The following is a 23,621-nucleotide window of genomic DNA, read 5'->3' as shown; positions in this document are numbered from 1 at the left end:
TCTCACTGGCCGCGCCCTACCTCACTGGCATGTCAAGCTTTTTATTGTATTTCGCTCTACTTTTAAAGAAAAATTCTTAACTTGGGTGGATTGGGGCTGCCTGGCTCGGGCTCGGCGCCGGGTGTTCACAGTTGCGGCTGCTTGGAGGTTGCCCGGTACGACCGGCGCCGGACACTACAATTTAGCAGCATGGCTGTCTGGCAACGGGTCGGCCTGGTGCTATTCAAGAATATACTATTTTGTGCATTGCAAATTAGCAGACCCAGGCTTCCACTCAAGTTTTACCTCCACTTAGCCCATACATCGAAAATTCTAAGTTGTTGATTTTACAGGGAACCCAGCGTTAAGTATTCGCGTACGCAGGCAGAAAATCCTTGCTTTGATGTTTAGCAAATTTTGTTGCTTGACAAATCCCAGCCGCCGCTTGTGCTGCCGCCAGCGCCGCCAGCAATTTTTTGCTGGGTGTATTTCCACTTCACCTTTGAGTACTTTAGGCTTACATGCTCGGACAGAATTTCTCCGCCTTTGATGCGCGGTATGACTGCGCCGATCAATACGTTTTCCAGCTCTATCTCGAAATACTTAATCCGCTCGCCTTTGGCGTCGGCGCGCATGAATTCGAACTTCGCCGTGGGAATCGTCTTCCCTGACGAGCAGGTTTGCAGTAGGATTGGCGAAGCTAGGTCCGCCAGTTTGAAAACGACAATGTCGCCGTGCTCGCACCGCTCGGCGGTGTGGCCCCCACCGGTCGAGGCGGTTGCCGATTTCGGTTGCACTACGCTCCAAACTGCTGACGTGCATTCGATCCAATCCTTGTGCCGGTCGTCCGTGGATTCGCCTTTGATGCCGTCAATCTGAAGATACACGTCGATTGCCATATTTCCCCCAGTGGTATTCGTAAACGGAAGATCTCATTGCTGCCTTCGCTATTGTGGTTAGCTCGCCGCGTGTTGCCTTGCTAAAAATCAAGCAACTGCTGAGGGGCGTTCCCTGATGCTACTGATCGCGCGCAGCGCTGCGGCAGATCAAGAATTCCAGGGGGCGGCTGGGTATTATCTGAAAGACTTACACGAGGAAATTCAGCATGCGTTTTCATCGTCTCAGTTTGATAGCTGCCGTAGCGCTGTCCTTTTCAAGCAGTGCAGTGGCCGAAAGGAAAATGGAGAGCGTGTATACGGAAATTTCTGGACGCGCTTGCAAGAAAACGGTGGATGAAATGTTGATCGAGGCTTCAACATCGGTTTGCCATGGCGTCGGCGGATTCAATCTTCACGTGTTGGAGGACGACGAGCGTAGCTCAGTCGATGTCGTTGCTCCGAACAAGAAAATCTTTCCTCTTGAATACTGGGATGTGGTCACGCATGGATTCTCCAGCCTTGGAGAGCGTGCCGAATGGCGCGGCATCAGGGAGAACGGGACCTTTTTTCCGATGGCGCTGATTGTCCGTGTCAACGTCTTGAATCAAGACGACCTCGACCAACCCAAAAGCGCACCGCTGTTGGCCGTAGCGAAGGTAAGCAAGAATGCTGCATGCGTAGTTGGAAAGATCGACGCCCTTCTTGCAGACGCTAACCAGCGGGCCAGAACGTTGGCTGACCACGAAAACGTCGTTTGTTTGAAGTATTCTACCGAACCTCGTCACTGATACCGAGAAGGGAACGTATATGGTACAGGCTTCAGTCGCATGCAAGAAAGCACTCGCCGACGTGACGGCGGTTTGCCCTGGAAGGGATCGCTCGTACGATGGGATCATAGGGGACGATGCACACCAGAAGAGAAAGAGCGACCACAATTCGGGCAATGCATTTGATCTCACCCATGATCCAGAGCACGGCGTGGATTGCCATTTCTTCGCGCAATTGGCCCTGCTGGATTACAGGGTCACCTATGTAATCTGGAACAAGAAAATCTACAACAAGGCCGCTGCCGCGAAGGGGTGGCTCCCGTATAAGGGTACAAACGGCCATACCCACCATATGCACGTTTCGATTAAGGATACGCTGCGGTGCGTTGCGTCCCCGTGGCCATGGGCGTCGTTAGAATTGTAACTACCATACTGAGCCATTTTTTCATTAGGGGAGAATGGCATGCCCAAGTGGTCGAAACACGTTTCAAATCCGTCCCGGAGATCGCCATGCGCATTCGCGCGATACCCCTCTGCCTTGGCCTGCTGGCGCTCACCGGCTGCGCGGGGGTGGAAGTGCTCTCCATCCCCGACGCGGCGGCCGACGCCAGGGTCACCGGCTTCCGCTACTACGACACCTCGCCATTCCTGCTGGTCTATACCGACACCAAAGGCGGCTTGAAGTCCGAGCTGCTCTACCTGCCGGACACGAGCAAGAAGCGCTCGATCCGGCCGTACAACTACGCGGCTTCCAACGACAGCACTTTCCGTTTCGACAACGGTCGGCTGGTCGAGGCGAAGGCGGTCGTCAACGAGGCGGCCATTCCCGTCGGCGTGCTGTCGGCGCTGGAGAAGGCGGCGCTGGCCGGCGGCGTGGCGGCCGGCCCCGGCAATCAGATCCCGGCGCCGTATTTGTTTCGTATCGTCAAAAGGAACGGCAATTGGGCGCTGACCGGAGGCCAGGCGCTCGACCTCGACGGCCGCCCCGCCGTGATCCGTTATTTGCCGGAGTAGGGTGGATGATGCGATCGCTCCTTCGCTCGCCGCTCGCCGCCGCCTTCGCCGCGCTCTGCCTGCCGGGCTGCGTGTCGGTGATCGGTAGCCAGAGGGCCACGCCGGATAGCGCCGGCATCCGCTACTTCCTGCCGCAGCCTTTCATTTTGGTCACGCCGAACCTGGACGGCACGCTCTCTGTCGAGAAGGTGTATCTGCCCGACCCTGACAACGAATATGTAATTTCGGCCAAGTCGATGCTGGGCAACTATACGCTGGCGGTGGAGCGCAACGAGAAGGGCTTTCTCGACACCGTGTCGTTCAACGGTGACGGCAGCGGCATCGGCAAGCAACTGGTGCAGACGGCGGCGAGCGCGCGCGCCGCCGGGGCCGACGCCGCCGCCGCGCGGGCCAAGGCGGACGCCGCCGCCGAGAAGGCCGCCGCCGAGCGCGAGCGCGCCGCGCTGGCCGCCGCCGACAAGCTGCGGCGGGACGCGCAGCTCGATGTCGACATCGCGCAGCGCAAGCTGGCGCTGCTGCTGGAGTTGCGCGGCCAGCCGGGCGCGCCGTCGAGTATCGCCACGCAGATTTTCACGGCCAGGCTGGCGTTGGCGGAGATGCTGGTGCGGCTGGACGCGGCCGCGTGGGCGCGCACGGCCGTGGCGCAAGGGCTGGCGGCGGCGCACGGGCCGGCCGGGCAGGTGCCGCGCACGGCGCCGGAGCCGGTCTTCTTTCGCGTCGACATGAGCGCGGACTCGGTCGCGCTGCGCCAGGCGTTCGCGCAGTCGGACCGGGCGACGTGGACGGCGCCGAGGGCCGATCCGGCGCAGGCGGCGCTGGAGCTGATGCCGGCCGCGCAGGTGGTGCGCCCGCTGGCCAGGACCGCCGCGCTGACGGCCACCGTGAAGGCGAACCGCTTGCTGCGCGAGGCGGCGTTCTTGCAGATGACGCCGGCCGTGCCGGGCCTGGCGCCGCTGTTTTCGCTGCGGCCCGACCGGGTGTCGGTCGACGTCGAACTGCCGAAGGGCATACCGGCGGGCGACTACGAATTGGCCGGCAGCTTTGTGCCGGTCGCCGGGGAGGAGCCGACGGAAGCGCTCAGGCGCACTTTTGTGGTGCGTGTTGAGCTATAAAGTGATAATTTTTCCGGTGCGTCGCGGCGTTGCCGTCGCTGTGGACGGGCAGGGGGCAATCGCTGCGCGTATACCAATGGCCAATGGCCAGCAAACCCCTTCGGATTCCCGAACCGCCTCTGCCTCAGGGAGAGGTGTCGCGGGCGCGGTGGCTCAACGCCGTCTTATTTTTCACCGGATTTGCCGGGCGCCCCGATTTTGCGGAGCAGCGGACAGTACCCGCGGCCAGCACGCATGTCCAAAAGCCTGTTATTGGCGGGGGTAGGTGTTGTTTGAGGCGCCGCTTGGCTCCCCGGAGAACGCCACCATCGTCGCGCCGGGCCAGGGCCGCTTCGGCGGCGCCATGCTGCCCAGCTGGGTTGCCATGGCGATGCCGGCGATCATCAATACCGCGAGTTGACGGGATTTCATCTTGGCGCTTCCTTGTTTTTAGCCTGTGAGAGACTGCCGCCCGGCTATGGTGTGGCAGGAATGTTGCTTACCATTATCGTCCCGCTGCGCTGAGTGTAGGTTGATGTTGCTCAACAGCAATGATGGTGGGCGCCAGACAGTGAGGACGATGGTTATTTGCGAGGGCCTATCCGCGGCTATTGGAGAAAGCCGCAAATTTCTTCAATTGTCCTTCGACGCTCGCTTCGGCCTTTTCTCAACGGGTTTGAGTACCAGCTTGTCGAGCGAGGCTATGTCGAGGGTGAAGCCAAGAAATCAATGATAAGCTGTGGAAGGAGCGTGCCGAGGCACATTGAGCTGTTCGCCGCGGCGCCCCAGGGCAGGTGCGCGATTCAAATGCGAAGGATATTGAAGAGATATAAATGAGAACGTCGTTCTGGTTGCCGCTGTTAGTGCTTGTTGCGCCATTGTCGGAGGCGAGCGAACTTGGACGTTGCCGTTTTGATCAAGCCGATCTTCAGTTCTCCGGCGCTCCACGCGAACAAGCCTCGTGCTTGTTGCGGCATGTGGCCAAATGGGGAAAGGTGCAGCCGGGCGCGGCTACTTTGCCGGCGCCTTTGGATGCCATTATCGGAAAGCCGGTCAATACGCTGCGGGCAGACTTGGGCCGCTACCTCGTCGCGGCAAAAATGAACGAGAACGAGATAGGTGGGTCGCTCGACGCCGCGCTTTCGCGCGGCCGGGATGGCGCCGCCAGCGCGCCCGTCGCGCGTTATTTCGTTATCCATGACACGAGCTGGCCATTGTATGCCGATGCCAAAAAATTCCCGGGTGATAAAACGGCGGAGCTCAACGCCTTGGACCGGTACGCCGGGCCGGAGTCGGTCGCGCATGTATTCGTGGATCGCCTTGGCAAGACCTTGCAAGGCCACGATTTCGGCATACCCTGGCGCGGCACGAAACTGGAAAACGACGTCGTGGGCGAGCCGGCAAAGGGCATGTTTTTGCATGTTGAGTTGCTGCAGCCGCGACGCCGCGATGCGTCCGTCAACCGTAACAACGACGCCATTGCGCCGAAACCCGGGTTCACCGCCGCCCAGTATGAAAAACTCGCTTTGCTGTATGCGGCGGCAAGCGCGCGTAGCGGCGTGTTTATGATTCCGGCGTTTCACGCGGCGCTCGATGAGGGCATTCCCGACGGCCACGACGACCCTCAAAATTTCGAGCTGCGTCGTTTTGCCGGCGCAGTCGCGAGCTTGCTCAAGCGGCTGCGGCTGGGTGGAATTGCTGACGCCACAGCGCCGTGAAGCCAGGGCTACAAACGATTGCAAACCAAGCCGCCGCTGGCGCCGGTCGGCTTACCGACGCCGTGTAAAGGATGGCGGGCTGAGCCGACCTGCGAAACTCTTTGCCGGTATGGCACCCGGTGGCGGGCTACACGCCGTCGAACGTTCTGCCCTCCGCGGCGGCCATGGTGAGGTTGATCGCGCCGCCGACCGTTTTCAGCCGGCCGGTTTCAATCGATGAAATGGTCCTGCTGTTTTCCTTGCCATACATCCGCGCAATGCGGGAGAAGGGCACGTTGAGCGCCTTTGTCATAGGCGCCAACACGCCGGCGGTTTCCTTGATCCGGATAACCTCGACCTCGTCCCCGGCCATGTGCGCCAGGCTGAGCGAGCAAATGATATCGAATACTAAAACTACATCTGTTTTGACGTCGTCCCTGAGAGCCATCTGGAGTTCCCCGTTATGGTTTCGATATTTATCAGTTAACAGTGCTAGATACGAAAGTAACATATCTGCAACAAATTTGCCCTACAGTTTTACCAACATGTGCGGGTGCAAGGCCTGCCAGCTCCGCGCCCACCTCCATAGAGTCGCCGACTGGCGATTTTGCGAATTGATTTTTAGCAAGTTTTACCGCTTCACTGGGCGGGGCAAGGCTGCCCGACGAGACTTGCCGCCAGCCGGCGCGAGAAAGGCTGCCGCCAAGCGGCGCCGCTGCACGGTTTATGCCGCGATCAGGAAGTCGATGACAATTTCGCCGGGTGCGCGCGAGACGTAGGCCATCTTGACGCGGTCGCCGAAGTATTGGCCGATCTGGTCGAGCAGCGGCAGGGGATCGTGGTCGTTGCAAAAGCGCATCACTTCGCCCTGGCGCAGCGCGTCGAGGGCGCCGAAGATGGCGGCGTGGCGGAAGCGCTTGGCGACGCCGCGGGCGTCGAACGGATAGACCGCGTCGGGGCGGACCGGGTTGTAACAATCGTGTGCCATGGTGGAACTCCTTGTCTTGGTTGACGCCGCGGGCGAGCCGCCCGCGGCGTTGCTGCTATTGCTTTGCTCTTACTTGCTTACGCCTGCTTGGCGCCGGCGATCGGCACCAGTTGCGGCTGCTTGCGGCCCTTGGTCAGCAGGCGCAGCGCGAACAGCGCCAGGAAGCCGCAGCCGATGGCGAAGACGACGTCGCCCGGCACCCGCATCCACACCAGCGTTTCCATAAACGGCGAGTGGACCAGCTCCGGCGAGCGGGCGTACCACATGCCCTTGGTGATGCTGGCCCAAGCCTGGTAGATGCCGGCCGGAACCAGCGAGATGAACACCATCATGGCCAGGCCGATGTTGAGCATCCAGAACATCGGCGCCAACAACTTGTCGGACCAGGCGGCGCGCTCGCTCAGGCCGCGCAGACAGAACAGCAGCAGGCCGATGCCGAGCATGCCGTACACGCCGAACAGCGCGGCGTGGCCGTGCGCCGCCGTCATGTTCAAGCCTTGCATGTAGTACAGCGCGATCGGCGTGTTGATGGTGAAGCCCAGCAGGCCGGCGCCGATCACGTTCCAGAAGCCGACCGCGATGAAGCACAGGATCGGCCATTTGTACGCCTGCACCCATGGCGCCGCTTTCGAGCGCTGGTAGTTGCGCAGCGCTTCCACGCCGATCATGGCCAGCGGCACCACTTCCAGGGCCGAGAACATGGCGCCGATGGCGATGACGAAGGTCGGCGTGCCGGTGAAGTACAGGTGGTGCAGGGTGCCGAGGATGCCGCCGAACAGGAACACGATGGTTTCGAGCACGATGGCGCTATTCGCGGTGGCCGCGCGGATCAGGCCCAGACGGGTGAACAGCAGCGCGATGACGGCGGTGGCGAACACTTCAAAGAAACCCTCGACCCACAGGTGAACCAACCACCAGCGCCAGTATTCGACCATCGAATAGTGGGTATGCGGACCCCAGGTCAGCGAGGTGGCGTAGAAACCGCCGATGCACATCGCCGCCAGGAACACCATGGCGATCAGGCCGCGGCTTTCCGACGGTTTTTTCAGCGCCGGCATCAAGCCGCGGCCCAGCAGCAGGACCCAGAACAGCAGGCCGACGAACAACAGGATTTGCCAGACCCGGCCCATGCTGGTGAATTCCAGGCCCTGGTTGCCGATCCAAAAGCTAAAGTCGTTGCCCTGGTGTTGCAGCGTGCCGAGCCAGCCGAAGGCGGTCGAGCCGACAACGATGAACAGCAGCGCGTAGAACAGCACGTCGACGCCGAGTTTCTGGAATTTCGGCTCGTGGCCGGAGATCGCCGGGGCGATGTACAAGCCGGTGGCCAGCCAGGCGGTGGCGATCCATAGTACCGCGAACTGGGTGTGGATGGTGCGGCTGACGGTGAACGGCAGGATCTGGCCCAGCGGGAAGCCGAAGAAACTCTGGCCCTCGACGGCGTAGTGGGCAGTGATGACGCCCATGCCGACCTGGGCCAGGATCAGGCCGATGACGACGAAGAAGTATTTCTTGGTGGCGCGCATCGACGGCGTCGGTTTCAGGTCGAACAGCGGATCGGCCTTCGGCGGCATCGGGTCGCCTTCTTCCTTGCTGGCCGAGTGGAACAGGATCATGCCGGCGATGGCGGCGATCATGAAGATGACGCTGGCGATCGACCACATGCCGGCGCCGGCGGTCGGCGTGTTGGCCACCAGCGGTTCGTGCGGCCAGTTGCTGGTGTAGCTCAGGTCGGTTTCGCCGGGACGGTCGGTGGCGGCCGACCAGGCCGACCAGAAGAAGAACGACGGCAGCGCCTTCAAATCGGCCGGGTCGGGCAGGGTGCCCGGGTTCATCGCGTACTGTTCGCGCAGCTTGTCGAGGTTCGGGTCGTTGCCGAACAGGGCAGTGTAGTGGGCCGTGACTTCGCGCACGGCGGCGGCGCGCTGCGGCGACAGCGTGACTACGCCGGTGACGGCGTCATGGGTGTTGCGGCGCATTTCGCCTTTCAGGCGGGCGCCCAGTTCGGCCTGCTGGCCGACGCTCAACTGCTCGAACGGCTTGCCGAAGTCCTGTTGCGCCCAGATGGCGCGCAGCGCCACAGCTTCGCGGTGCAGCCAGTCGGCCGACCAGTCCGGCGCGAGGTAGCTGCCGTGGCCCCAGACCGAGCCGAGTTGCTGCCCGCCGGCGGTCAGCCAGGCTTGCTGCCCGCGCTGGACCGAACCTTCGTCGAACAGCACGGAGCCGTCGGTGCTGACGACTTGCTTGTGGATAGGCGGCGCCGTCAAATAGATCTCTGTGCCTACCCAGCCGAGGACGGCAAAGGACAGCACGCAGATGACTGCGAGCCAGGTCCATAGTTTGCGTGTGGCGTGCATGATGGGGGTTCCTTATCGGAGGTTGAAAAAGCGGAGCGTTGCAGGGTTGCCTGCACCGTTAAAGATGTATCTTATCTACCTTAATACGACTTTGACCATAGGCATTCGGGAGTATTGCCGTGTAGTCCTTTAAACAAATATTATGCATACTCTATTTGTCGCGACCGTTTCCAGTCCCGGCCTGAAGGGCATGACACAAGGAGCTTTGCCAGCGATGAGACTCACCGCCTATACCGACTACGCCTTGCGTACGCTGATCTATCTGGGATTGCACCGGGGCCGGCTGGTGACGATCCAGGATATTGCCGAGTTACACGACATCTCCAAGAACCACCTGATGAAGGTCGTGCACCAGTTGGGCCAGAGCGGGCTGGTGAAGACCGTACGCGGGCGCAACGGCGGCTTGCGACTGGGCGCCGAGCCGGCCAGCATCAACGTCGGCGCGGTGGTGCGCGGCACCGAAACCGATTTTTTCATGGCCGAGTGCTTCAAGGCGGGGCAGGCGGGCTGCGCGTACGCGTCGGCGTGCAAACTCAAGAGTGCGCTGTGCGCGGCGACGGCGGCCTATCTGGCCGTGCTCGACGGCGTCTCGCTGGCCGACCTGATCGGCGGCGAGCAGTGCTTCCAGCCGGTGGCGCTGGCAACAGCTAACCCGACCTATGAAAATCCGAATCCTCGCCTAGCCCGCACGGCGTAATCCGACCTACTCCATTCGGCCGACTCGGCTAGGTAGCTTGCCTTCGCCGAAGTACCCCTACGGCCAATAGTGCCGTTGCCGCCCGCGACGTAAGCTGTGCCGTATCGGTTGCTGCGTCTAAGGAGGGTATGGTGGTACGGAATAAAAAGCAGGTCTCGGTGTTGGTCAGCAGCACGTTCGCGTTCACGATCTGTTTCGCGGTCTGGATGATGTTCGCGGTGCTGGGCATTCCAATCAAGAACAACCTCGGCCTGAACGAGACCCAATTCGGCCTGCTGGCGGCGATGCCGGTGCTGACCGGCTCGCTGGTGCGGGTGCCGCTGGGCATCTGGACCGACAAGTTCGGCGGGCGCGTCGTTTTCTTCGCGCTGATGCTCGCCAGCGTCGTGCCGATCTACCTGATCTCCTACGCCAGCGCCTACTGGCACTTCCTGGTGCTGGGCATGTTCGTCGGCCTGGCCGGCGGCTCGTTCTCGGTCGGCACGCCGTACGTCGCGCGCTGGTTCGGCAAGGAGCGCCGCGGCTTGGCGATGGGTATCTTCGGCGCCGGCAACTCCGGCTCGGCGCTGACCAAGTTCGTCGCGCCCGGCATTATCGCCGCCTTCGGCTGGCAAATGCTGCCGAAGGTCTACGCGGTCGCCATGCTGGCCACGGCCGTGCTGTTTTGGCTGTTTTCCTTCACCGACAAGGCGCACCAGGCGCCGGCCGGCGTTTCTTTCGCCGAGCAGATGAAGGTGCTCAAGGATCCGCGCGTGTGGCGCTACTGCCAGTACTACTCGGTGGTGTTCGGCGGTTACGTCGGCCTGGCGTTGTGGATGACCAAATACTACGTCGCCGAATACGGCTTCGACATCCGCCACGCGGCCCTGCTGGCGGCCTGCTTTTCGCTGCCGGGCGGCGTGCTGCGCGCGCTGGGCGGCTGGATCGCCGACAAATACGGCGCCATCAAGGTTACCTGGGCCGTGATGTGGGTCTGCTGGGTCTGCTTCTTCCTGCTGTCGTACCCGCAGACCAGCATGGTCGTCAAGACGGTGACGGGCCAGATGGCGCTGGACCTGGCGTTGTCGCCGTGGATGTTTACCGCGCTGCTGTTCGTCGTCGGCATCGCCATGGCGATCGGCAAGGCCTCGGTCTTCAAATTCATCGGCGACGACTTTTCCGACAACATCGGCGCCGTCAGCGGCGTGGTCGGCCTGGCCGGCGGCCTGGGCGGCTTCGTGCTGCCGATCCTGTTCGGCGCGCTGGTCGACCTGACGGGGGTGCGTTCCAGCGCCTTCATGCTGCTGTACGGCAGCGTCTGCGTCTCGCTGGTGTGGATGTATTTTTCGTTCAAACGGGTCCCGGTGGCGGTCCCCGCCATGGCCCCGGCTATCTAATTGTGTAGAAATCGAGGAGAGTGTGATGAGTAGATATATGATCAATACCTGGGAGCCGGAAACCCCGAGTTTCTGGAAGCGGAGCGGCAAGTCGACCGCCGACCGCAACCTGTGGATTTCGATCCCGGCGCTGCTGCTGGCCTTCGCGGTATGGATGGTGTGGAGCGTGGTGGTGGTCAACCTGCCCAACGTCGGCTTCAAGTACAGCACCAACCAGCTGTTCTGGCTGACCGCCTTGCCCGGCCTGTCCGGCGCGACGCTGCGCATTTTCTATTCCTTCATGGTGCCCATTTTCGGCGGGCGCAAGTGGACGGCGCTGTCCACCGGATCGCTGTTGATCCCGGCCATCGGCATCGGCTTCGCGGTGCAGGACATCAACACCGGCTACCCGACGATGCTGGTGCTGGCCCTGCTGTGCGGCTTCGGCGGCGGCAACTTCGCCTCGTCGATGGCCAACATCAGCTTCTTCTATCCGAAGGCGCGCAAGGGTTTCGCGCTGGGCATGAACGCCGGCCTGGGCAACCTGGGCGTGTCGGTGGTGCAGTTCGTGGTGCCGCTGGTGATCACCGTCGGCGTCTTCGGCGGCCTCGGCGGCGAATCGCAGACCTGGGCCAAGGCCGGCGCCAGCAAGGCGTTCTGGTTGCAAAACGCCGGCTTCGTCTGGGTCCCGTTCATCGTCCTGAGCACCGTCGTGGCGTGGTTCGGCATGAACGACATCGCCTCGGCCAAGGCCTCCTTCGCCGACCAGGCCGTGATCTTCAAGCGCAGGCACAACTGGCTGATGTGCTGGCTCTACACCGGCACCTTCGGTTCCTTCATCGGCTATTCGGCCGGCTTCCCGCTGCTGATCAAGATCCAGTTCCCCGACGTCAATCCGCTGGAGTACGCCTTCCTCGGCCCGCTGGTCGGCGCCCTCTCGCGCGTCGCCGGCGGCGTCATCGCCGACAAACTGGGCGGCGCCCGCGTCACGCTGTGGTCGTTCTTCCTGATGATCGCCGCGGTCGTCGGCGTCTTGCGCTTCGCGCCGCACGGCGACGTGGCCGGCAACTTCACCGGCTTCTTCTGCATGTTCATGCTGCTGTTCGCCGGCACCGGCATCGGCAACGCCTCGACCTTCCGCATGATACCGGTGATCTTCCTGACCGAGCGCCAGCGCGCCGCCGCCGGCAAGGGCCGCCCGGCCGAGGAGCGGGCCATCGTCGACGCCAACCGCGAAGGGGCGGCCGTGCTCGGTTTTACCTCGGCGGTGGCGGCCTACGGCGCCTTCTTCATCCCGAAAAGCTACGGCACCTCGATCGCCCTGACCGGCAGCCCGGACGCCGCGCTGTGGTGCTTCGTCGGCTTCTACGTCAGTTGCATTGCCATCACTTGGTGGTGCTACGCGCGCAAAAACGCCGCCATGCCTTGCTAACTCTTGCAACCGGAGTCCTATCATGAACCCTCCCCGCACCGTCGTCGCGCTGCTCCCGTCGGTCGAATTCGACGCGGCGTTGATCCGCAAGCTCAACCAGATGGGGCCGCGCTACACCTCGTACCCGACCGCCGACCGCTTCAGCGGCGATTTCGCGCAGGCCGACTACGTCGACGCGGTGGCGCGGGTGCGCGCCGGCGCCCGCGCGGCACCGTTGTCGCTGTACGTGCACATCCCGTTTTGCGAGTCGCTGTGCTATTACTGCGCCTGCAACAAGATCGTCACGCGGGAGCGCGACAAGGCGGTGCTCTACCTCGACTACCTGAAGCGCGAAATCGCCATGCAGGGCGGGCTGCTGGCCGGCATGAACCGCGTCGAGCAACTGCATTTCGGCGGCGGCACGCCGACCTATCTGAGCGACGGGCAGATGGACGACCTGATGGCCTGCCTGCGCCGCTGGTTCGACTTCGCGCCCGACGCGCAGGGCGAATATTCGGTCGAGGTCGACCCGCGCACGGTCACGCCGGCGCGCATCCGCACCTTGCGCGCGCAGGGCTTCAACCGCATCAGCCTGGGCGTGCAGGACTTCGACGCCGACGTCCAGCGGGCGGTCAACCGCATCCAGCCGGAGGCCGAGACGGTAGGCATCATCGACGCCGCGCGCCAAGCCGGCTTCCGCTCGATCAGCGTCGACCTGATTTACGGCTTGCCGAAACAAAGCCCGGCGACGATGGTGCCGACGCTGCACAAGGTGATCGCCGCCAATCCCGACCGCATCGCGGTCTACAACTACGCCCACATGCCGCACCTGTTCAAGTCGCAACGCCTGATCGTGGCGGCCGACTTGCCCACGCCCGACGCCAAGCTCGACATGCTGCGCCTGTGCATCGAAATGCTCGGCGCCGCCGGCTACGTCTACATCGGCATGGACCATTTCGCCAAGCCCGACGACGACCTGGCCGTGTCCCAGCGCGAGGGCAGGTTGCACCGCAACTTCCAGGGCTATTCGACCCACGCCGAGGCCGGCATGGTGGCGCTGGGCGTGTCCGGCATCAGCGCGCTGGGCGGCTGCTACAGCCAGAACGACAAGACCCTCGGCGGCTACTACGCGGCGCTCGACCAGAAGCGCCTGCCGATCGCCCGCGGCATCACCCTGGACCCGGACGACCTGCTGCGGCGCGACATCATCGGCCGCCTGATGTGCGACTTCGCGCTGTCTTACGCCGAGGCCGGCCTGCCCGACGCGGCCGGTTTCGCCGACTACTTCGCCGCCGAACTGCGGGCGCTGGCGCCGCTGGCGGCCGACGGCCTGCTGGACATGGACGCGGACGGGCTGCGCGTGAGCTTGAAAGGGCGCCTGTTGATCCGTAACATCTGCATGGTGTTCGACAACTACCTGGGCCGCGCCGGCGGCGCCGGCCCGGCGCCGCAGCGCTACTCGAAAACCATCTAGGCCGCGGCGACGCCGTCGGCTTACGCGCTGCGCGCTAAGCCGACCTACGGTCCTCGTCGCGCGGGCGCGCAACCCGACACGCCGCCGCAAGCCGGCGGCTGTTCATTCGCGCATCTTGTCCGACTTGAGCGGGCACGCCATGATTGCCGTCAGCGGGCGCAACGTCACCATCCTCGACATCGAGCGGCTGCGCCGGTACGGGTAGGGGCGCGACGCTTGCGGCCAAAGCGACGCCGGCCGGCCGGACACCCTGATATACTGATTGCAGGACACTCAACGACGGAAGGCGCCTACCCATGATCCGCACTTTAGCTCACCCCGATTGACGGATCGCATATGGCGCCGAACCGCTTTTCGCTGCTGACGCTCGCCCTGCTGGCCGCCTGCTGCTGCGCCGCCGCCCACGCCCGCGCGTCCGCCACCACGGCGTACAACACTTACATGGTCGGCCCCTACCTGGTCGATGCGCAGCAGGGCTTGGCGCAGTCGCTGGTCGACCGGCTGAACGACAAAATCGGACCGGGCCAGCAGCTTAGCCTGAGCCACATTCCGCGCATCCGGCTCGACGCGATCGAACTCAACAAAGGCGACCAGTTCGGCGGCGTGGTGTTGTTCGTCAACCCGCGCTTCGTCGGCGACGCCGCGAAAACCCGTTTCCTGTGGTCGAAACCGCTGTTCGTCGATTGCAACCTGGTCATTTCAAGGGTCGACGAACCCGTCGAATACGTCGGCCTGTCGACCTTATGGGGGCTGCGTTTTGGCGGCGTGCGCGGTTATCGCTACGTCCACATCGACGACATGGTACGTCTGGGCAAGCTGGCGCGCGAGGACAGCCAGGACGAGTTGAGCGGCCTGCGCAAGGTGGCGCTGGGCCGGGTCGACCTCACCGTCGTGCCCTATTCCATCTTCAGCCAGTTCGGCGCCGACAAAACCCTGGCCAAGCAACTGTACGTCGCCGCCAAGCCGCTGCAGTGCTTCGCCCGGCACATTCTGGTGGGCAAGGGCAATCCGGCCATGCTGAAGGCGCTCAACGAGGCCATCGACACGCTCGCCACCGACAAGGGTTGGCTGGCGGCGATGGCGTACTTCCACCTGGACGTTAAAGTCCTGTCGGGCTGGAGCGCCGACGATCCGTCCGACAAGCCGTAGCGCCGCCAGGAACGGATATGCGCGTAGCCCGGCGCCTGGCGCTTGATCAGCGTGGCCAGGCCGGCGCCGGCCAACAAGCCTTAGATCGGCGCCGAATCTGCAACAAACCCGGCATATCGAGACCTAACCCTATTTTGTAGGATTAGTGCGTCGCTCGCAGGCGCAGCGCGCGCCAGAGTATCCAGGCGAGGTGCAGCGTCGAGGCGAGCATCGCCACGGCGGCCGCGCGCGCCAGCGGTGTCGGCCACAGCGCGGCGCCCGCCAGCAGCGCCAGCGCCGCCAGGTGGCCGCGGAATTGGCCGCGCGCCGCTTCTTCCGTGATGATGTGGCGGATGCCCGGCACTGGTTTGTCGTCCGCGTTTTCCTGCCAGTGCTGCCACAGCAGGAAGGGGACGATTTTGTAGAGCATGCCGAGCACCGCCGAGTAGGCGAAGCCGAGCAGGAACAGCAGGCCGGGCAACAGTGCGCTGGCGCCGGCCGGTGGCGGCGCCAAGCACAGCGCCGCGCAGGCCAGCAGGCTGGCCATGGCCAGGCGCCAGAACAGGGTGGTGGCGTCGGCCGGGCGCTTGCGCCGTCTGAGCAGGTCGAGCGTGGCCACGGCGAAGACGCCGAAGGCGCCCAGCAGCAGCGCGTGCAGCGGCGCCGCGCTCCAGTGCCCGGCCAGTTGCGCGGCGCTGGCGGCCAGCGTCAGCCCCAGCACCGCGCGGTTCAAGGCGCGCGTCAGGCCGGCCGGGTACAGCGGCGTGACCTGGAACATCGGAATTACTTGGTGGGCGATGGCGATCACCAGCACGCCGATCCAGCCCGCCAGGCCCCACAGGGCGTGCAGGTCGGCCAGGCGCGCCAGCGGCAGCGGCAGCGCCCAGGCCAGGGCGGCGGCCATGCCGGCGCCCAGCGCCGCGGTAACGCCGAGGGCGCCGAGGGCGATGCGCACGCCGTCCAGCATGGGCTGCGCCGCGCCGGCGCGGGCGGCGGCGGCGGGGTCCGCGCGTGCGCGCCACAGGCCAAGGGCGCAGGCGCCCAGCAGCCAGGCCAGCGCCAGCGCCAGCGGCGCCAGCGCGAGTTGGAATAGCAGCGGGCGCGGCCAGCAAAAAGCGCCGGCCAGCAGCAGCGTGCCGGCACTTAACAGGGCGTGGATGGCGGGCGCGGCCAGGCCGACGCGCGGAATGTCGACGCCGGCCACCACCGGCAGCAGTTGCAGCAGCGCGCCACTCATGACCATGGTCAGCACGCCCAGCGTGAACAGGTGGGTCGCCGCCAGCGCCGCCGGCGACCAGCGCGAGGCCAGCAGCGGCGGCCCCTGCCACAGCAGCAGGGCGCCGGCCAGCAGCGCGAACAGCGGCGCGCTGGCGAAAAAGCGCATCGACAGCCACAGCGGCGCGCTGCGTTCGAGCGCGAGGCGGCGTTGCATCAGGCGGCGCGCCAGATCAGCAGGTCGTAGCGCAGGTCGGGCCGGCGCGTGATGCAGTGGCGGTAGCCGCGCCGGTCCAGGATGCGGTACAGCGGCAGCGGCTCGCGTTCGATCAGCACGGCCAGGCGCCGCCGCGGCGCCATCGCGCCCAGCGCCTCGAGCACGCGCTGCATCGGTTCGGGCGGCGCCAGCGCGCAGACGTCGAGGGAAATGTCCCGCATGGCTGTCCCGTTCTGTGCAAAGCGCCATTGTGCATCCCGGACAAGGTTTTAATCCTTGACCCAGGTTAAGGACTTTTATATTTGCCGGGCCTATAGTTCGCCGCAGCGCAATACCGCAGCGCGCGCTTCACGTCGCCGGATTGATGGACGGCGGCGGCGCGCGGCGTTCACGAACAGGAAAAGGCTTATGATTGACGATCCCACCCCCGCAGCGGCGCGCGCGCCGCTGGAACTGGTTTGCCCGGCCGGCAGCCTGCCGGCCCTGAAGGCGGCCGTCGACAACGGCGCCGACTGCGTCTACCTCGGCTTCCGCGACGCCACCAACGCGCGCAACTTCGCCGGCCTCAATTTCGACGACAAGGCCATCGACGAGGGCGTCGGCTACGCCCACCAGCGCGGATGCAAGGTGCTGCTGGCGCTGAACACCTATCCGCAGCCGTCCAACTGGACGCTGTGGCGCGGCGCCATCGACCGCGCCGCCGACGCCGGCATCGACGCGGTGATCCTGGCCGACCCGGGCTTGATGGCCTACGCGCTGCGCCACCACCCGCAATTGCGGCTGCACCTGTCGGTGCAGGGTTCGGCCACCAATTACGAGGCCATCAATTTCTACCACGAGCATTTCGGCATCGCCCGCGCGGTGCTGCCGCGGGTGCTGTCGCTGACCCAGGTCGAGCAGGTCGCCAAGAACACCCCGGTGGACATCGAGGTGTTCGGCTTCGGCAGCCTGTGCGTGATGGTCGAGGGCCGCTGCGCGCTGTCCTCGTACGCCACCGGCGAGGCGCCCAACACGCACGGGGTCTGCTCGCCGGCCAGGTCGGTGCGCTGGGTGCCGACGCCGAAGGGCCTGGAGTCGCGCCTGAACGGCGTGCTGATCGACCGCTACGCCGACGCCGAGAACGCCAGTTATCCGACGCTGTGCAAGGGGCGTTTCGACGTCGCCGGCGAAAATTATTACGCCCTGGAAGAGCCCACCAGCCTGAACACGCTGGAGCTGCTTCCCGCGCTGGTCGGCATGGGCGTGCGCGCCGTCAAGATCGAGGGGCGCCAGCGCAGCCCGGCCTATGTGGCGCAGGTGACGCGGGTGTGGCGCGAGGCGCTCGACTGCTACGCCGGCAACGCCCAGCGCTATTCGGTCAAGCCGGCCTGGATGGCTGCGCTCGACAAGGTGGCGGAGGGGCAGCAGCACACGCTGGGCGCCTACCACCGCTCGTGGAAATAATCTAAACAATGGAAAAAGCATGTTGAAACTGGCATTGGGACCGATCCTGTACTACTGGCCGCGCGCCGCCGTGTTCGAGTTTTACCACATGGTCGCCGACAGCGCGGTCGATATCGTCTACCTCGGCGAGACGGTGTGTTCGCGCCGGCGCGAGCTGCGCCAAGCCGACTGGCTCGACGTGGCCGAGTTGCTGGCCGGCGCCGGCAAGGAGGTGGTGCTGTCGACGCAGGCGCTGATCGAGTCCGGCAGCGAACTGACGGCGATGCGCAAGATCGCCGAGAACGGCCGCTTCGCCGTCGAGGCGAACGACATGGGCGCGGTGCAGCGCCTGAAGGGCGGCGCGCCCTTCGTCGCCGGGCCGCACCTGAACCTGTACAACGGCCCGACGCTGGCGCTGCTGGCCGGGTTGGGCGCGAAGCGCTGGGTGATGCCGCTGGAAATGGGCCGCGAGGGCCTGGCGCAGATGCTGGCCGCGCGCCCGGCCGGCATGCAGACCGAGGTGTTCGCCTACGGGCGCATGCCGCTGGCGTTTTCGGCGCGCTGCTTCACCGCGCGCAACCGCAACCTGGCGAAGGACGATTGCCGCTTCAGCTGCCTGGAGCACCCGGACGGCCTGCTGCTGCAGACGCGCGAACACGCGCCGTTCCTGGTCTTGAACGGCACCCAAACGCAGTCGGCGCTGGTGTATAACCTGGTGGCGGAACTGGACGCGATGGGCCGCATGGGCGTCGACGTCGCCCGCATCAGCCCGCAGGCCAGCGACACCGGGCGCGTCATCGACGCCTTCGACCGGGTCCGCCGCGGCGCGACCGCGGGCGCCGCGGCCGGCGCGCAGATCGCCGCGTGGCAGCCGTCGGCCGCCTGCGACGGCTACTGGTACGGCAAGCCCGGCCAGGAGCTGCGCCGCCACGACCAGCACTAACACCGCGGCACCCGCCAAGGAGCAACCAATGCAAGGAAAACCCTACACCCTACCCGAGCCGGCGGCCAAGCTGCTGGCGCTGCTGCCGGCCTATCCCGGCTCCTGGCTGTTCGTCCAGGCGCTCAACCTGGCGCTGGCGCGGCAACTGCCGGCCGACGTGCGCCAGCGCCTGGAAGGCAAGCGGCTGCGCCTGCGCCTGGACGACGCCGGCCTGGCCTTCGACTTCGTCTGGCGCGGCGGCGCCTTTCGCGCCTGCCGGCCGCGGGCCGAGACCGACCTGACCATCGGCGCGGCGGTGCACGACCTGCTGTTGCTGGCGCGGCGCCAGGAAGACCCGGACACGCTGTTCTTCAGCCGCCGCCTGGCGCTGGAGGGCGACACCGAACTGGGCCTGCTGTTCAAGAACACGCTCGACGCGCTGGAGGCGCCGGCCTTCGAGTTGGCCGCGCTGGCGCCGGGGCGCGTGCTGGCGCGCCTGCGCCGCGACGCGCGACCGCGCCGCTAATCCGCGACCTACGGAAGCTTCACTGTGCGGCAGCATGCCTAGGCCGCCGCTTTCGCCGTCGTCGCGTAGTGTTCGAAGGCCGCCAGCGGCAGCGGCCGGCTGAAGTAGTAACCCTGGTAGGCGTGGCAGCCGGAGCCGGCCAGGAAGTCGCGCTGGGTCTGCGTTTCGACGCCCTCGGCGATGACGCCCAGCCCCAGGCTTTGCGCCAGCGCGACGATGGTACGGGCGATGGCCGCGTCGTTCGGGTCGACCAGCACGTCGCGCACGAAGGATTGGTCGATCTTCAACTGGTCCAGCGGTAGCCGGCGCAGGTAGGAGAACGAGGAGTAGCCCGTGCCGAAGTCGTCGAGCGCGAAGCCGACGCCCTTGGCCTTGAGCGCGTGCATCTTCTCGATGACGTCCTGGACGTTGTCGACCAGCAGCGACTCGGTCAGTTCGAGCTTCAGGCGGATCGGGTTGGCGCCGCTTTCGGCCAGCGCCGCCAGCACCGTGGCGACGAAGTCCGGTTCGCGAAATTGTCTGGCGCTGACGTTGACGGCCAGCGTCAGGTGCGCCATCAACGGTTGCGCCGCCCACGCCGCCAGCTGGGCGCAGGCGCTGCGCAGCACCCACAGCCCGAGCGGCAGGATCAGGCCGGTGTCCTCGGCCAGCCCGATGAAGGCGGCCGGCGCCACCATGCCGCGCTGCGGGTGCTGCCAGCGCACCAGCGCCTCGGCGCCGGTGACGCGGCCGTCGCCGACCACCTGGGCCTGGTAGTGCAGCACGAACTGGTTGGCGCGGATCGCCTCGCGCAGGCCGGCCTCGAGCGCGGCGCGCTCCATCACCACCGTTTGCATGCCCGGGTCGAAGAAGCGCAGCGCGTTGCGCCCGGTTTCCTTGGATTGGTACATCGCCAGGTCGGCCTGTTTCAGCAGCTCGTCGATGCTGGTGTCGTGGCCGTGGAACAGCGTGGCGCCGACGCTGGCGGTGCTGCGGTGCTCGACCGCGCCGAGCTGGTAGGGCTTGTTCAGGGCGGCCAGGATCTTCTCGCCCAGCGCCTCGGTCTGGCCGGCGGCCTCGGCGGCGTTGGGGCCCAGGCTTTCCAGCACCACGACGAATTCGTCGCCGCCCAGGCGCGCCACCGTGTCGCCGCCGCGCAGGCAGCCTTCGAGCCGGCGCGCCACCTGTTGCAGCAGCAGGTCGCCCTGGTCGTGGCCGAGCGTGTCGTTGAGCGTCTTGAAGTGGTCCAGGTCGATGAACAGCACCGCGCCGTGGTGCGCGTTGCGGCTGCCCGCGGTCATCGACTGCTTCAAGCGGTCGAGCAGCAGGGTGCGGTTGGGCAGTTGCGTCAGGGCGTCGAAAAAGGCCAGTTCCTCGATCTTCTTTTCAGCCTTCTTGCGCTCGGTGATGTCGTGGTGCGTGCTGATATAGTTGGTGACGGCGCCGTCGGCGCCGCGCACGGCCGAGATGGTCAGCCATTTCGGGTAGGTCTCGCCGTTCTTGCGGCGGCCCCAGATCTCGCCCTGCCAGCCGCCGTTGCGCCCGATCGCCGCCCACATGTCGCGGTAAAAGGCGGCGTCGTGGCGGTCCGACTGCAGCAGGCGCGGGGTGCGCCCGACGACCTCGGCGTCGCTGTAGCCGGTGGTCTCGGTGAAGGCCCAGTTGACGCGCAGGATCACGCTGTTGGCGTCGGTGATCATCATGCCCTCGCGCGAGTCGAAGGCGGCGGCGGCGATGCGCAGCTCGGACTCGGCCAGCTTGCGCTCGGTGATGTCGCGCCCGCTGGTGCGAAAGCCCGTCAGCGCGCCTTTGGCGTCGCTGATCGGCACCCACGACACCGACAGCCAGAACAGCGAGCCGTCCTTGCGCACGCAGCGGAACTCGAGGTCGTGGCCGCGCTCGCCGCGGCGGCCCTTGAGGAATTCCGGCGCGACGCGCTCGGCGTCGTCGGGGTAGACCAGCGTGCCGACGAAGTCGTCCATGGCCATGCATTCGTCGACGGTGTAACCGGTGTAGTCGCGCACCGAGGGGTTGATCCAGCGCGGGCGGCCGTCCAGCCCCCACCAGACCTCCCAGTTGACGGTGCAGTCGGCGATGGCGCGGAATTTCTCCTCGCTGGCGCGCAGCTCGACCGTCATCGCCGCGGCCAGCCGCAGCGCGCGGCTGCGCCCGGTCGCTACTAGCCACGCCAGCAGCGCCAGCAACAGGCTCAGGCCGGCGCCGGCGCCGGCGATCAGGGCCGCGGCGCTGCGGTCGAAACGGGCGTGGAAGTCGTCGAGCGCGCTCAGCGACAGCATCCAGGTGTGGCCGCCGACGACCAGGTATTCGTTGGCCGCCAGCGTCGCCGACGGCGGCGCCACCGCCAGCTCGCCGGGCGGGTACATGCGCGAACCGTCGGCCTGGCCGATGCCGTCGTAGACCGCCAGCGCCAGGCCGGGCGGCTGCTCGCCGTACAGCGTGGCCATCATGTCGCGCATGCGGAAGGCGGCGTAGACCCAGCCGACCAGGCTGGCGCGGCGCTCGGCGACGTTGGCCACCGGCTGGCCGGGCGCGTAGATCGGCAGGTACATGGCGAAGCCGGCCGGGGCGGCGCCGGCGGCGTCGACCGCCAGGCGCAGCTTGCCCGACAGGGCCGCCTTGCCGGAATCGCGCGCGCGCGCCATCGCCTCGCGCCGTACCGGCTCGGCCCAGGCGTCGAAGTCGAGCAGGACGCGCTCGACGCCGGCGTCGGCGCCGGGTTCGCGCAGCACGATCGGCGCCGACTGCGCGGCGCCGCCCGGGGGCGTGGCGGCGCCGCCGGCCGGGCCGAAGCGCGGCGTCGCCGGCAGCGCGGCGGCGGCGGCGCGCCCGTCCGGCAGCCAGGCGTGCGCGCCGATCGACATCACGCCGGCGAAGTTGGCGTCGAGCCCGAGCGCGCCGACGTATTGGTGGAAATTGTCGCGATCGAGCGCGCCGCTGGCGCCGAACAAGCCGCGCACGCCCAGCAGCATTTTTTCGTAGCCGGCCATGCGCTGCTCGACTCTGCTGACCGATTCGCGTAGCGCGAAGTCGAACTGGGCGCGCAACTCGTTGCGCGCGGTCTGGCGTTCGTGCTTCCACAGCGTCCAGGTCAGGCCCAGGCCGGCCGCCAGCACCAGCGCCGGCAGCAACAGCGGCGCCAGCGGCAAGCGCGGCAAGCGCGGCAAGCGCCGCGGGCGCGCCGGCCCGGGCAAGGCGGACGGGCCGGACGGGCCGGACGGCGTCACGGGCGCGCCTGGAACTCGACCATCGAAGTGGCCAGCCTGGCGTCGAAGTACTTTTCAAAGATGCGCCGCACGGTGCCGTCCGCGCGCATCTGGTTGACCAACGCGCGCCACTTGTCCTGCTCGGCGGCCGGCAGCGCCTTGCGCGACATGATCAGGCCGTGCTGCACGGCCGGGTCGTTGAACTCGATCACGGCGCTGATGTCGCGGATGGCCTTCTCGCCGGCCGCCGGGTAGTCGAACGGCTCCATGATCATGCCCTGGATGCGGTTGGCGCGCAGCGCCTGGTACAGCGGGTCGAGGCCGCCGGCCTGGCTGACGCGGCTGGCGGCCTGCAGGCGGTCGACTAGGCCGTTGGCCGAGTCGCTGTAGCGGAAGCTGCGGATCACGCCGAGCTGGAAGCGCGGGTTGTCCTCGACGTCGGCGAACCGCTGGACATTGGCGTCCCTGCGCGCCAGCAGATAGTATTTATTGCTGAAGTACCAGGCGAAGCCGGCGTAACGGCGCCGTTCCTCGTTGGCGATGCCGGACAGGCTGAAGTCCAGCGCGCCGGTCTCGATCAACTGCCAGATGCGCGCGCGCGACATCAGGCTGACGACGACCTTGCAACCGCTGCGGCGGATCAGCTCATCGGCGAAATCCTTGTCGATGCCGCTGTCGGTGGCGGCCGAATACAGCAGGCCGTGCTCGTGCAGCGCCAAGGTGAACGGGCGCGGGCAGTCCGGGCCGGCCGTGGCCGCTCCCGCCGCGCCAAAGGCCAGCGCCAGCGCGAGCAGGCCGCGGACCAGCGGCGCCGCGCTGCGGCGGCAAAGGCGGCTGGCGCGCAGGGCTATAGTTGACGGCAACAATATGGGTCCCGTTGGTGATTGGTCTGCGTTGGCGGGTTGACAAGATCGGTGTTTGCTGCATCCCTGAATAATTATAGCATCTGCGCAATGAATATTGCCCTGGACTCCTGTCGTGGCCGCCTGGGGCCGCCGCTTCGCCGCCACGGCCATGCGCCACGCCAGCCGGCTTCCGCGAAACAGTTTAGTATTAGGTAGTATCTATTCCCGGAGCCAAGCCGCCATGCATGCAGCGCCCATCCAGTCGGAGTCGCGCGCGGTATTCGGCGAACTGCTCGGCGTGGCGCCGTCCCAGGTGGTGGTGGACGGCAGCGCCAGCCTGGCGCTGATGCACGACGTCATCGTCTACGGCCTGAGCTACGGCATGCCCGGCCGGCGGCACGGTGCGGCGTAAAAATAGCAGCACATCACTTTTAACGC

Annotated in this window: 23 protein-coding genes; 14 read left to right on the top strand and 9 right to left on the bottom strand. The window is 65.8% G+C overall.

Annotated elements, in window-relative coordinates; genetic code table 11:
- Positions 1-386 precede the first annotated feature (386 nt).
- Entirely contained in the window at positions 387-878 is a 492-nt protein-coding gene (locus tag ACFDR9_RS06690) for an Hcp family type VI secretion system effector (RefSeq protein ID WP_409030492.1), read from the bottom strand.
- 206 nt (positions 879-1,084) lie between these two features.
- Here ACFDR9_RS06690 and ACFDR9_RS06685 point away from each other — a divergent pair, with 206 nt between their 5' ends.
- The 4 genes from ACFDR9_RS06685 to ACFDR9_RS06670 all read left to right on the top strand — a co-directional run bounded on the left by ACFDR9_RS06685 (position 1,085) and on the right by ACFDR9_RS06670 (position 3,750).
- A complete protein-coding gene (locus ACFDR9_RS06685; RefSeq protein WP_409030491.1) occupies positions 1,085-1,645 on the top strand; it encodes a hypothetical protein in 561 nt (186 codons plus the stop codon).
- Positions 1,646-1,664: 19 nt separating this feature from the next.
- Positions 1,665-2,048 carry a hypothetical protein gene (locus tag ACFDR9_RS06680; protein ID WP_409030490.1) on the top strand — a complete coding sequence of 128 codons (384 nt, stop codon included), beginning with the start codon at positions 1,665-1,667 and terminating at the stop codon, positions 2,046-2,048.
- A gap of 86 nt (positions 2,049-2,134) precedes the next feature.
- The gene (locus tag ACFDR9_RS06675; RefSeq protein WP_409030489.1) at positions 2,135-2,638 is read left to right on the top strand and encodes a hypothetical protein; all 504 of its coding nucleotides are present in this window, start codon (positions 2,135-2,137) and stop codon (positions 2,636-2,638) included.
- 5 nt (positions 2,639-2,643) lie between these two features.
- Positions 2,644-3,750, top strand: coding sequence for a hypothetical protein (locus ACFDR9_RS06670; RefSeq protein WP_409030488.1), 1,107 nt, complete (start codon positions 2,644-2,646; stop codon positions 3,748-3,750).
- Positions 3,751-3,999: 249 nt separating this feature from the next.
- On the opposite strand, the gene ACFDR9_RS06665 is transcribed toward ACFDR9_RS06670, so the two are convergent.
- Complete coding sequence (locus ACFDR9_RS06665) at positions 4,000-4,161, bottom strand: hypothetical protein (RefSeq protein ID WP_157406446.1); 162 nt, start codon at positions 4,159-4,161, stop codon at positions 4,000-4,002.
- A gap of 401 nt (positions 4,162-4,562) precedes the next feature.
- Here ACFDR9_RS06665 and ACFDR9_RS06660 point away from each other — a divergent pair, with 401 nt between their 5' ends.
- Positions 4,563-5,447 (top strand): hypothetical protein, encoded by an 885-nt coding sequence (locus ACFDR9_RS06660; RefSeq protein WP_409030487.1) that lies wholly within the window; start codon positions 4,563-4,565, stop codon positions 5,445-5,447.
- Positions 5,448-5,574: 127 nt separating this feature from the next.
- Here the strand turns inward: ACFDR9_RS06660 and ACFDR9_RS06655 are convergent, their stop codons facing one another.
- The 3 genes from ACFDR9_RS06655 to ACFDR9_RS06645 all read right to left on the bottom strand — a co-directional run bounded on the left by ACFDR9_RS06655 (position 5,575) and on the right by ACFDR9_RS06645 (position 8,768).
- On the bottom strand, positions 5,575-5,874 hold the full coding sequence (locus tag ACFDR9_RS06655) for a hypothetical protein (RefSeq protein ID WP_409030486.1): 300 nt from the start codon (positions 5,872-5,874) through the stop codon (positions 5,575-5,577).
- A gap of 276 nt (positions 5,875-6,150) precedes the next feature.
- Entirely contained in the window at positions 6,151-6,414 is a 264-nt protein-coding gene (locus tag ACFDR9_RS06650; RefSeq protein ID WP_409030485.1) for a DUF2249 domain-containing protein, read from the bottom strand.
- Positions 6,415-6,491: 77 nt separating this feature from the next.
- Positions 6,492-8,768, bottom strand: a complete 2,277-nt coding sequence (locus ACFDR9_RS06645; protein WP_409030484.1) for a nitric-oxide reductase large subunit — start codon at positions 8,766-8,768, stop codon at positions 6,492-6,494.
- Positions 8,769-8,982: 214 nt separating this feature from the next.
- Between ACFDR9_RS06645 and ACFDR9_RS06640 the strand changes: the two genes are divergently transcribed.
- From ACFDR9_RS06640 to ACFDR9_RS06620, 5 genes are all read left to right on the top strand, one after another.
- Positions 8,983-9,465: an RrF2 family transcriptional regulator gene (locus ACFDR9_RS06640; RefSeq protein ID WP_409030483.1), complete on the top strand. Its 483-nt coding sequence runs from the start codon at positions 8,983-8,985 to the stop codon at positions 9,463-9,465.
- Positions 9,466-9,593: 128 nt separating this feature from the next.
- Entirely contained in the window at positions 9,594-10,841 is a 1,248-nt protein-coding gene (locus ACFDR9_RS06635) for a nitrate/nitrite transporter (protein WP_017875291.1), read from the top strand.
- A gap of 25 nt (positions 10,842-10,866) precedes the next feature.
- Positions 10,867-12,252: a NarK family nitrate/nitrite MFS transporter gene (locus ACFDR9_RS06630; protein ID WP_409030482.1), complete on the top strand. Its 1,386-nt coding sequence runs from the start codon at positions 10,867-10,869 to the stop codon at positions 12,250-12,252.
- Between the two features lie 22 nt (positions 12,253-12,274).
- Positions 12,275-13,705 carry an oxygen-independent coproporphyrinogen III oxidase gene (hemN, locus tag ACFDR9_RS06625; protein ID WP_409030481.1) on the top strand — a complete coding sequence of 477 codons (1,431 nt, stop codon included), beginning with the start codon at positions 12,275-12,277 and terminating at the stop codon, positions 13,703-13,705.
- Positions 13,706-14,041: 336 nt separating this feature from the next.
- Positions 14,042-14,854: an ABC transporter substrate-binding protein gene (locus ACFDR9_RS06620; protein WP_017875294.1), complete on the top strand. Its 813-nt coding sequence runs from the start codon at positions 14,042-14,044 to the stop codon at positions 14,852-14,854.
- Positions 14,855-14,996: 142 nt separating this feature from the next.
- On the opposite strand, the gene ACFDR9_RS06615 is transcribed toward ACFDR9_RS06620, so the two are convergent.
- Together ACFDR9_RS06615 and ACFDR9_RS06610 are read right to left on the bottom strand one after the other, a co-directional pair.
- Positions 14,997-16,265: a permease gene (locus ACFDR9_RS06615; RefSeq protein ID WP_409030480.1), complete on the bottom strand. Its 1,269-nt coding sequence runs from the start codon at positions 16,263-16,265 to the stop codon at positions 14,997-14,999.
- Complete coding sequence (locus ACFDR9_RS06610) at positions 16,265-16,486, bottom strand: DUF2249 domain-containing protein (protein ID WP_409030479.1); 222 nt, start codon at positions 16,484-16,486, stop codon at positions 16,265-16,267. The genes ACFDR9_RS06615 and ACFDR9_RS06610 overlap by 1 nt, the downstream gene beginning before the upstream one ends.
- A 187-nt stretch (positions 16,487-16,673) precedes the next feature.
- Between ACFDR9_RS06610 and ACFDR9_RS06605 the strand changes: the two genes are divergently transcribed.
- From ACFDR9_RS06605 to ACFDR9_RS06595, 3 genes are read left to right on the top strand one after another with little or no spacing between them, the layout of a single operon-like run.
- Entirely contained in the window at positions 16,674-17,708 is a 1,035-nt protein-coding gene (locus ACFDR9_RS06605; protein WP_409030478.1) for a peptidase U32 family protein, read from the top strand.
- A gap of 22 nt (positions 17,709-17,730) precedes the next feature.
- Complete coding sequence (locus ACFDR9_RS06600) at positions 17,731-18,630, top strand: U32 family peptidase (RefSeq protein ID WP_409030495.1); 900 nt, start codon at positions 17,731-17,733, stop codon at positions 18,628-18,630.
- Positions 18,631-18,658: 28 nt separating this feature from the next.
- The gene (locus ACFDR9_RS06595; RefSeq protein WP_409030477.1) at positions 18,659-19,135 is read left to right on the top strand and encodes an SCP2 domain-containing protein; all 477 of its coding nucleotides are present in this window, start codon (positions 18,659-18,661) and stop codon (positions 19,133-19,135) included.
- Positions 19,136-19,173: 38 nt separating this feature from the next.
- On the opposite strand, the gene ACFDR9_RS06590 is transcribed toward ACFDR9_RS06595, so the two are convergent.
- Positions 19,174-22,290, bottom strand: a complete 3,117-nt coding sequence (locus ACFDR9_RS06590; protein ID WP_409030494.1) for an EAL domain-containing protein — start codon at positions 22,288-22,290, stop codon at positions 19,174-19,176.
- A gap of 65 nt (positions 22,291-22,355) precedes the next feature.
- Positions 22,356-23,144, bottom strand: coding sequence for a substrate-binding periplasmic protein (locus ACFDR9_RS06585; protein WP_409030493.1), 789 nt, complete (start codon positions 23,142-23,144; stop codon positions 22,356-22,358).
- Between the two features lie 280 nt (positions 23,145-23,424).
- On the opposite strand from ACFDR9_RS06585, the gene ACFDR9_RS06580 reads away from it, so the two are divergent.
- Complete coding sequence (locus tag ACFDR9_RS06580; protein ID WP_409030476.1) at positions 23,425-23,595, top strand: hypothetical protein; 171 nt, start codon at positions 23,425-23,427, stop codon at positions 23,593-23,595.
- Positions 23,596-23,621: the final 26 nt, after the last annotated feature.

It is taken from the genome of Janthinobacterium sp. CG_23.3, assembly GCF_046115965.1.
GTDB lineage: Bacteria > Pseudomonadota > Gammaproteobacteria > Burkholderiales > Burkholderiaceae_D > Janthinobacterium.
This window is presented reverse-complemented; position numbering and strand designations above follow the sequence as displayed.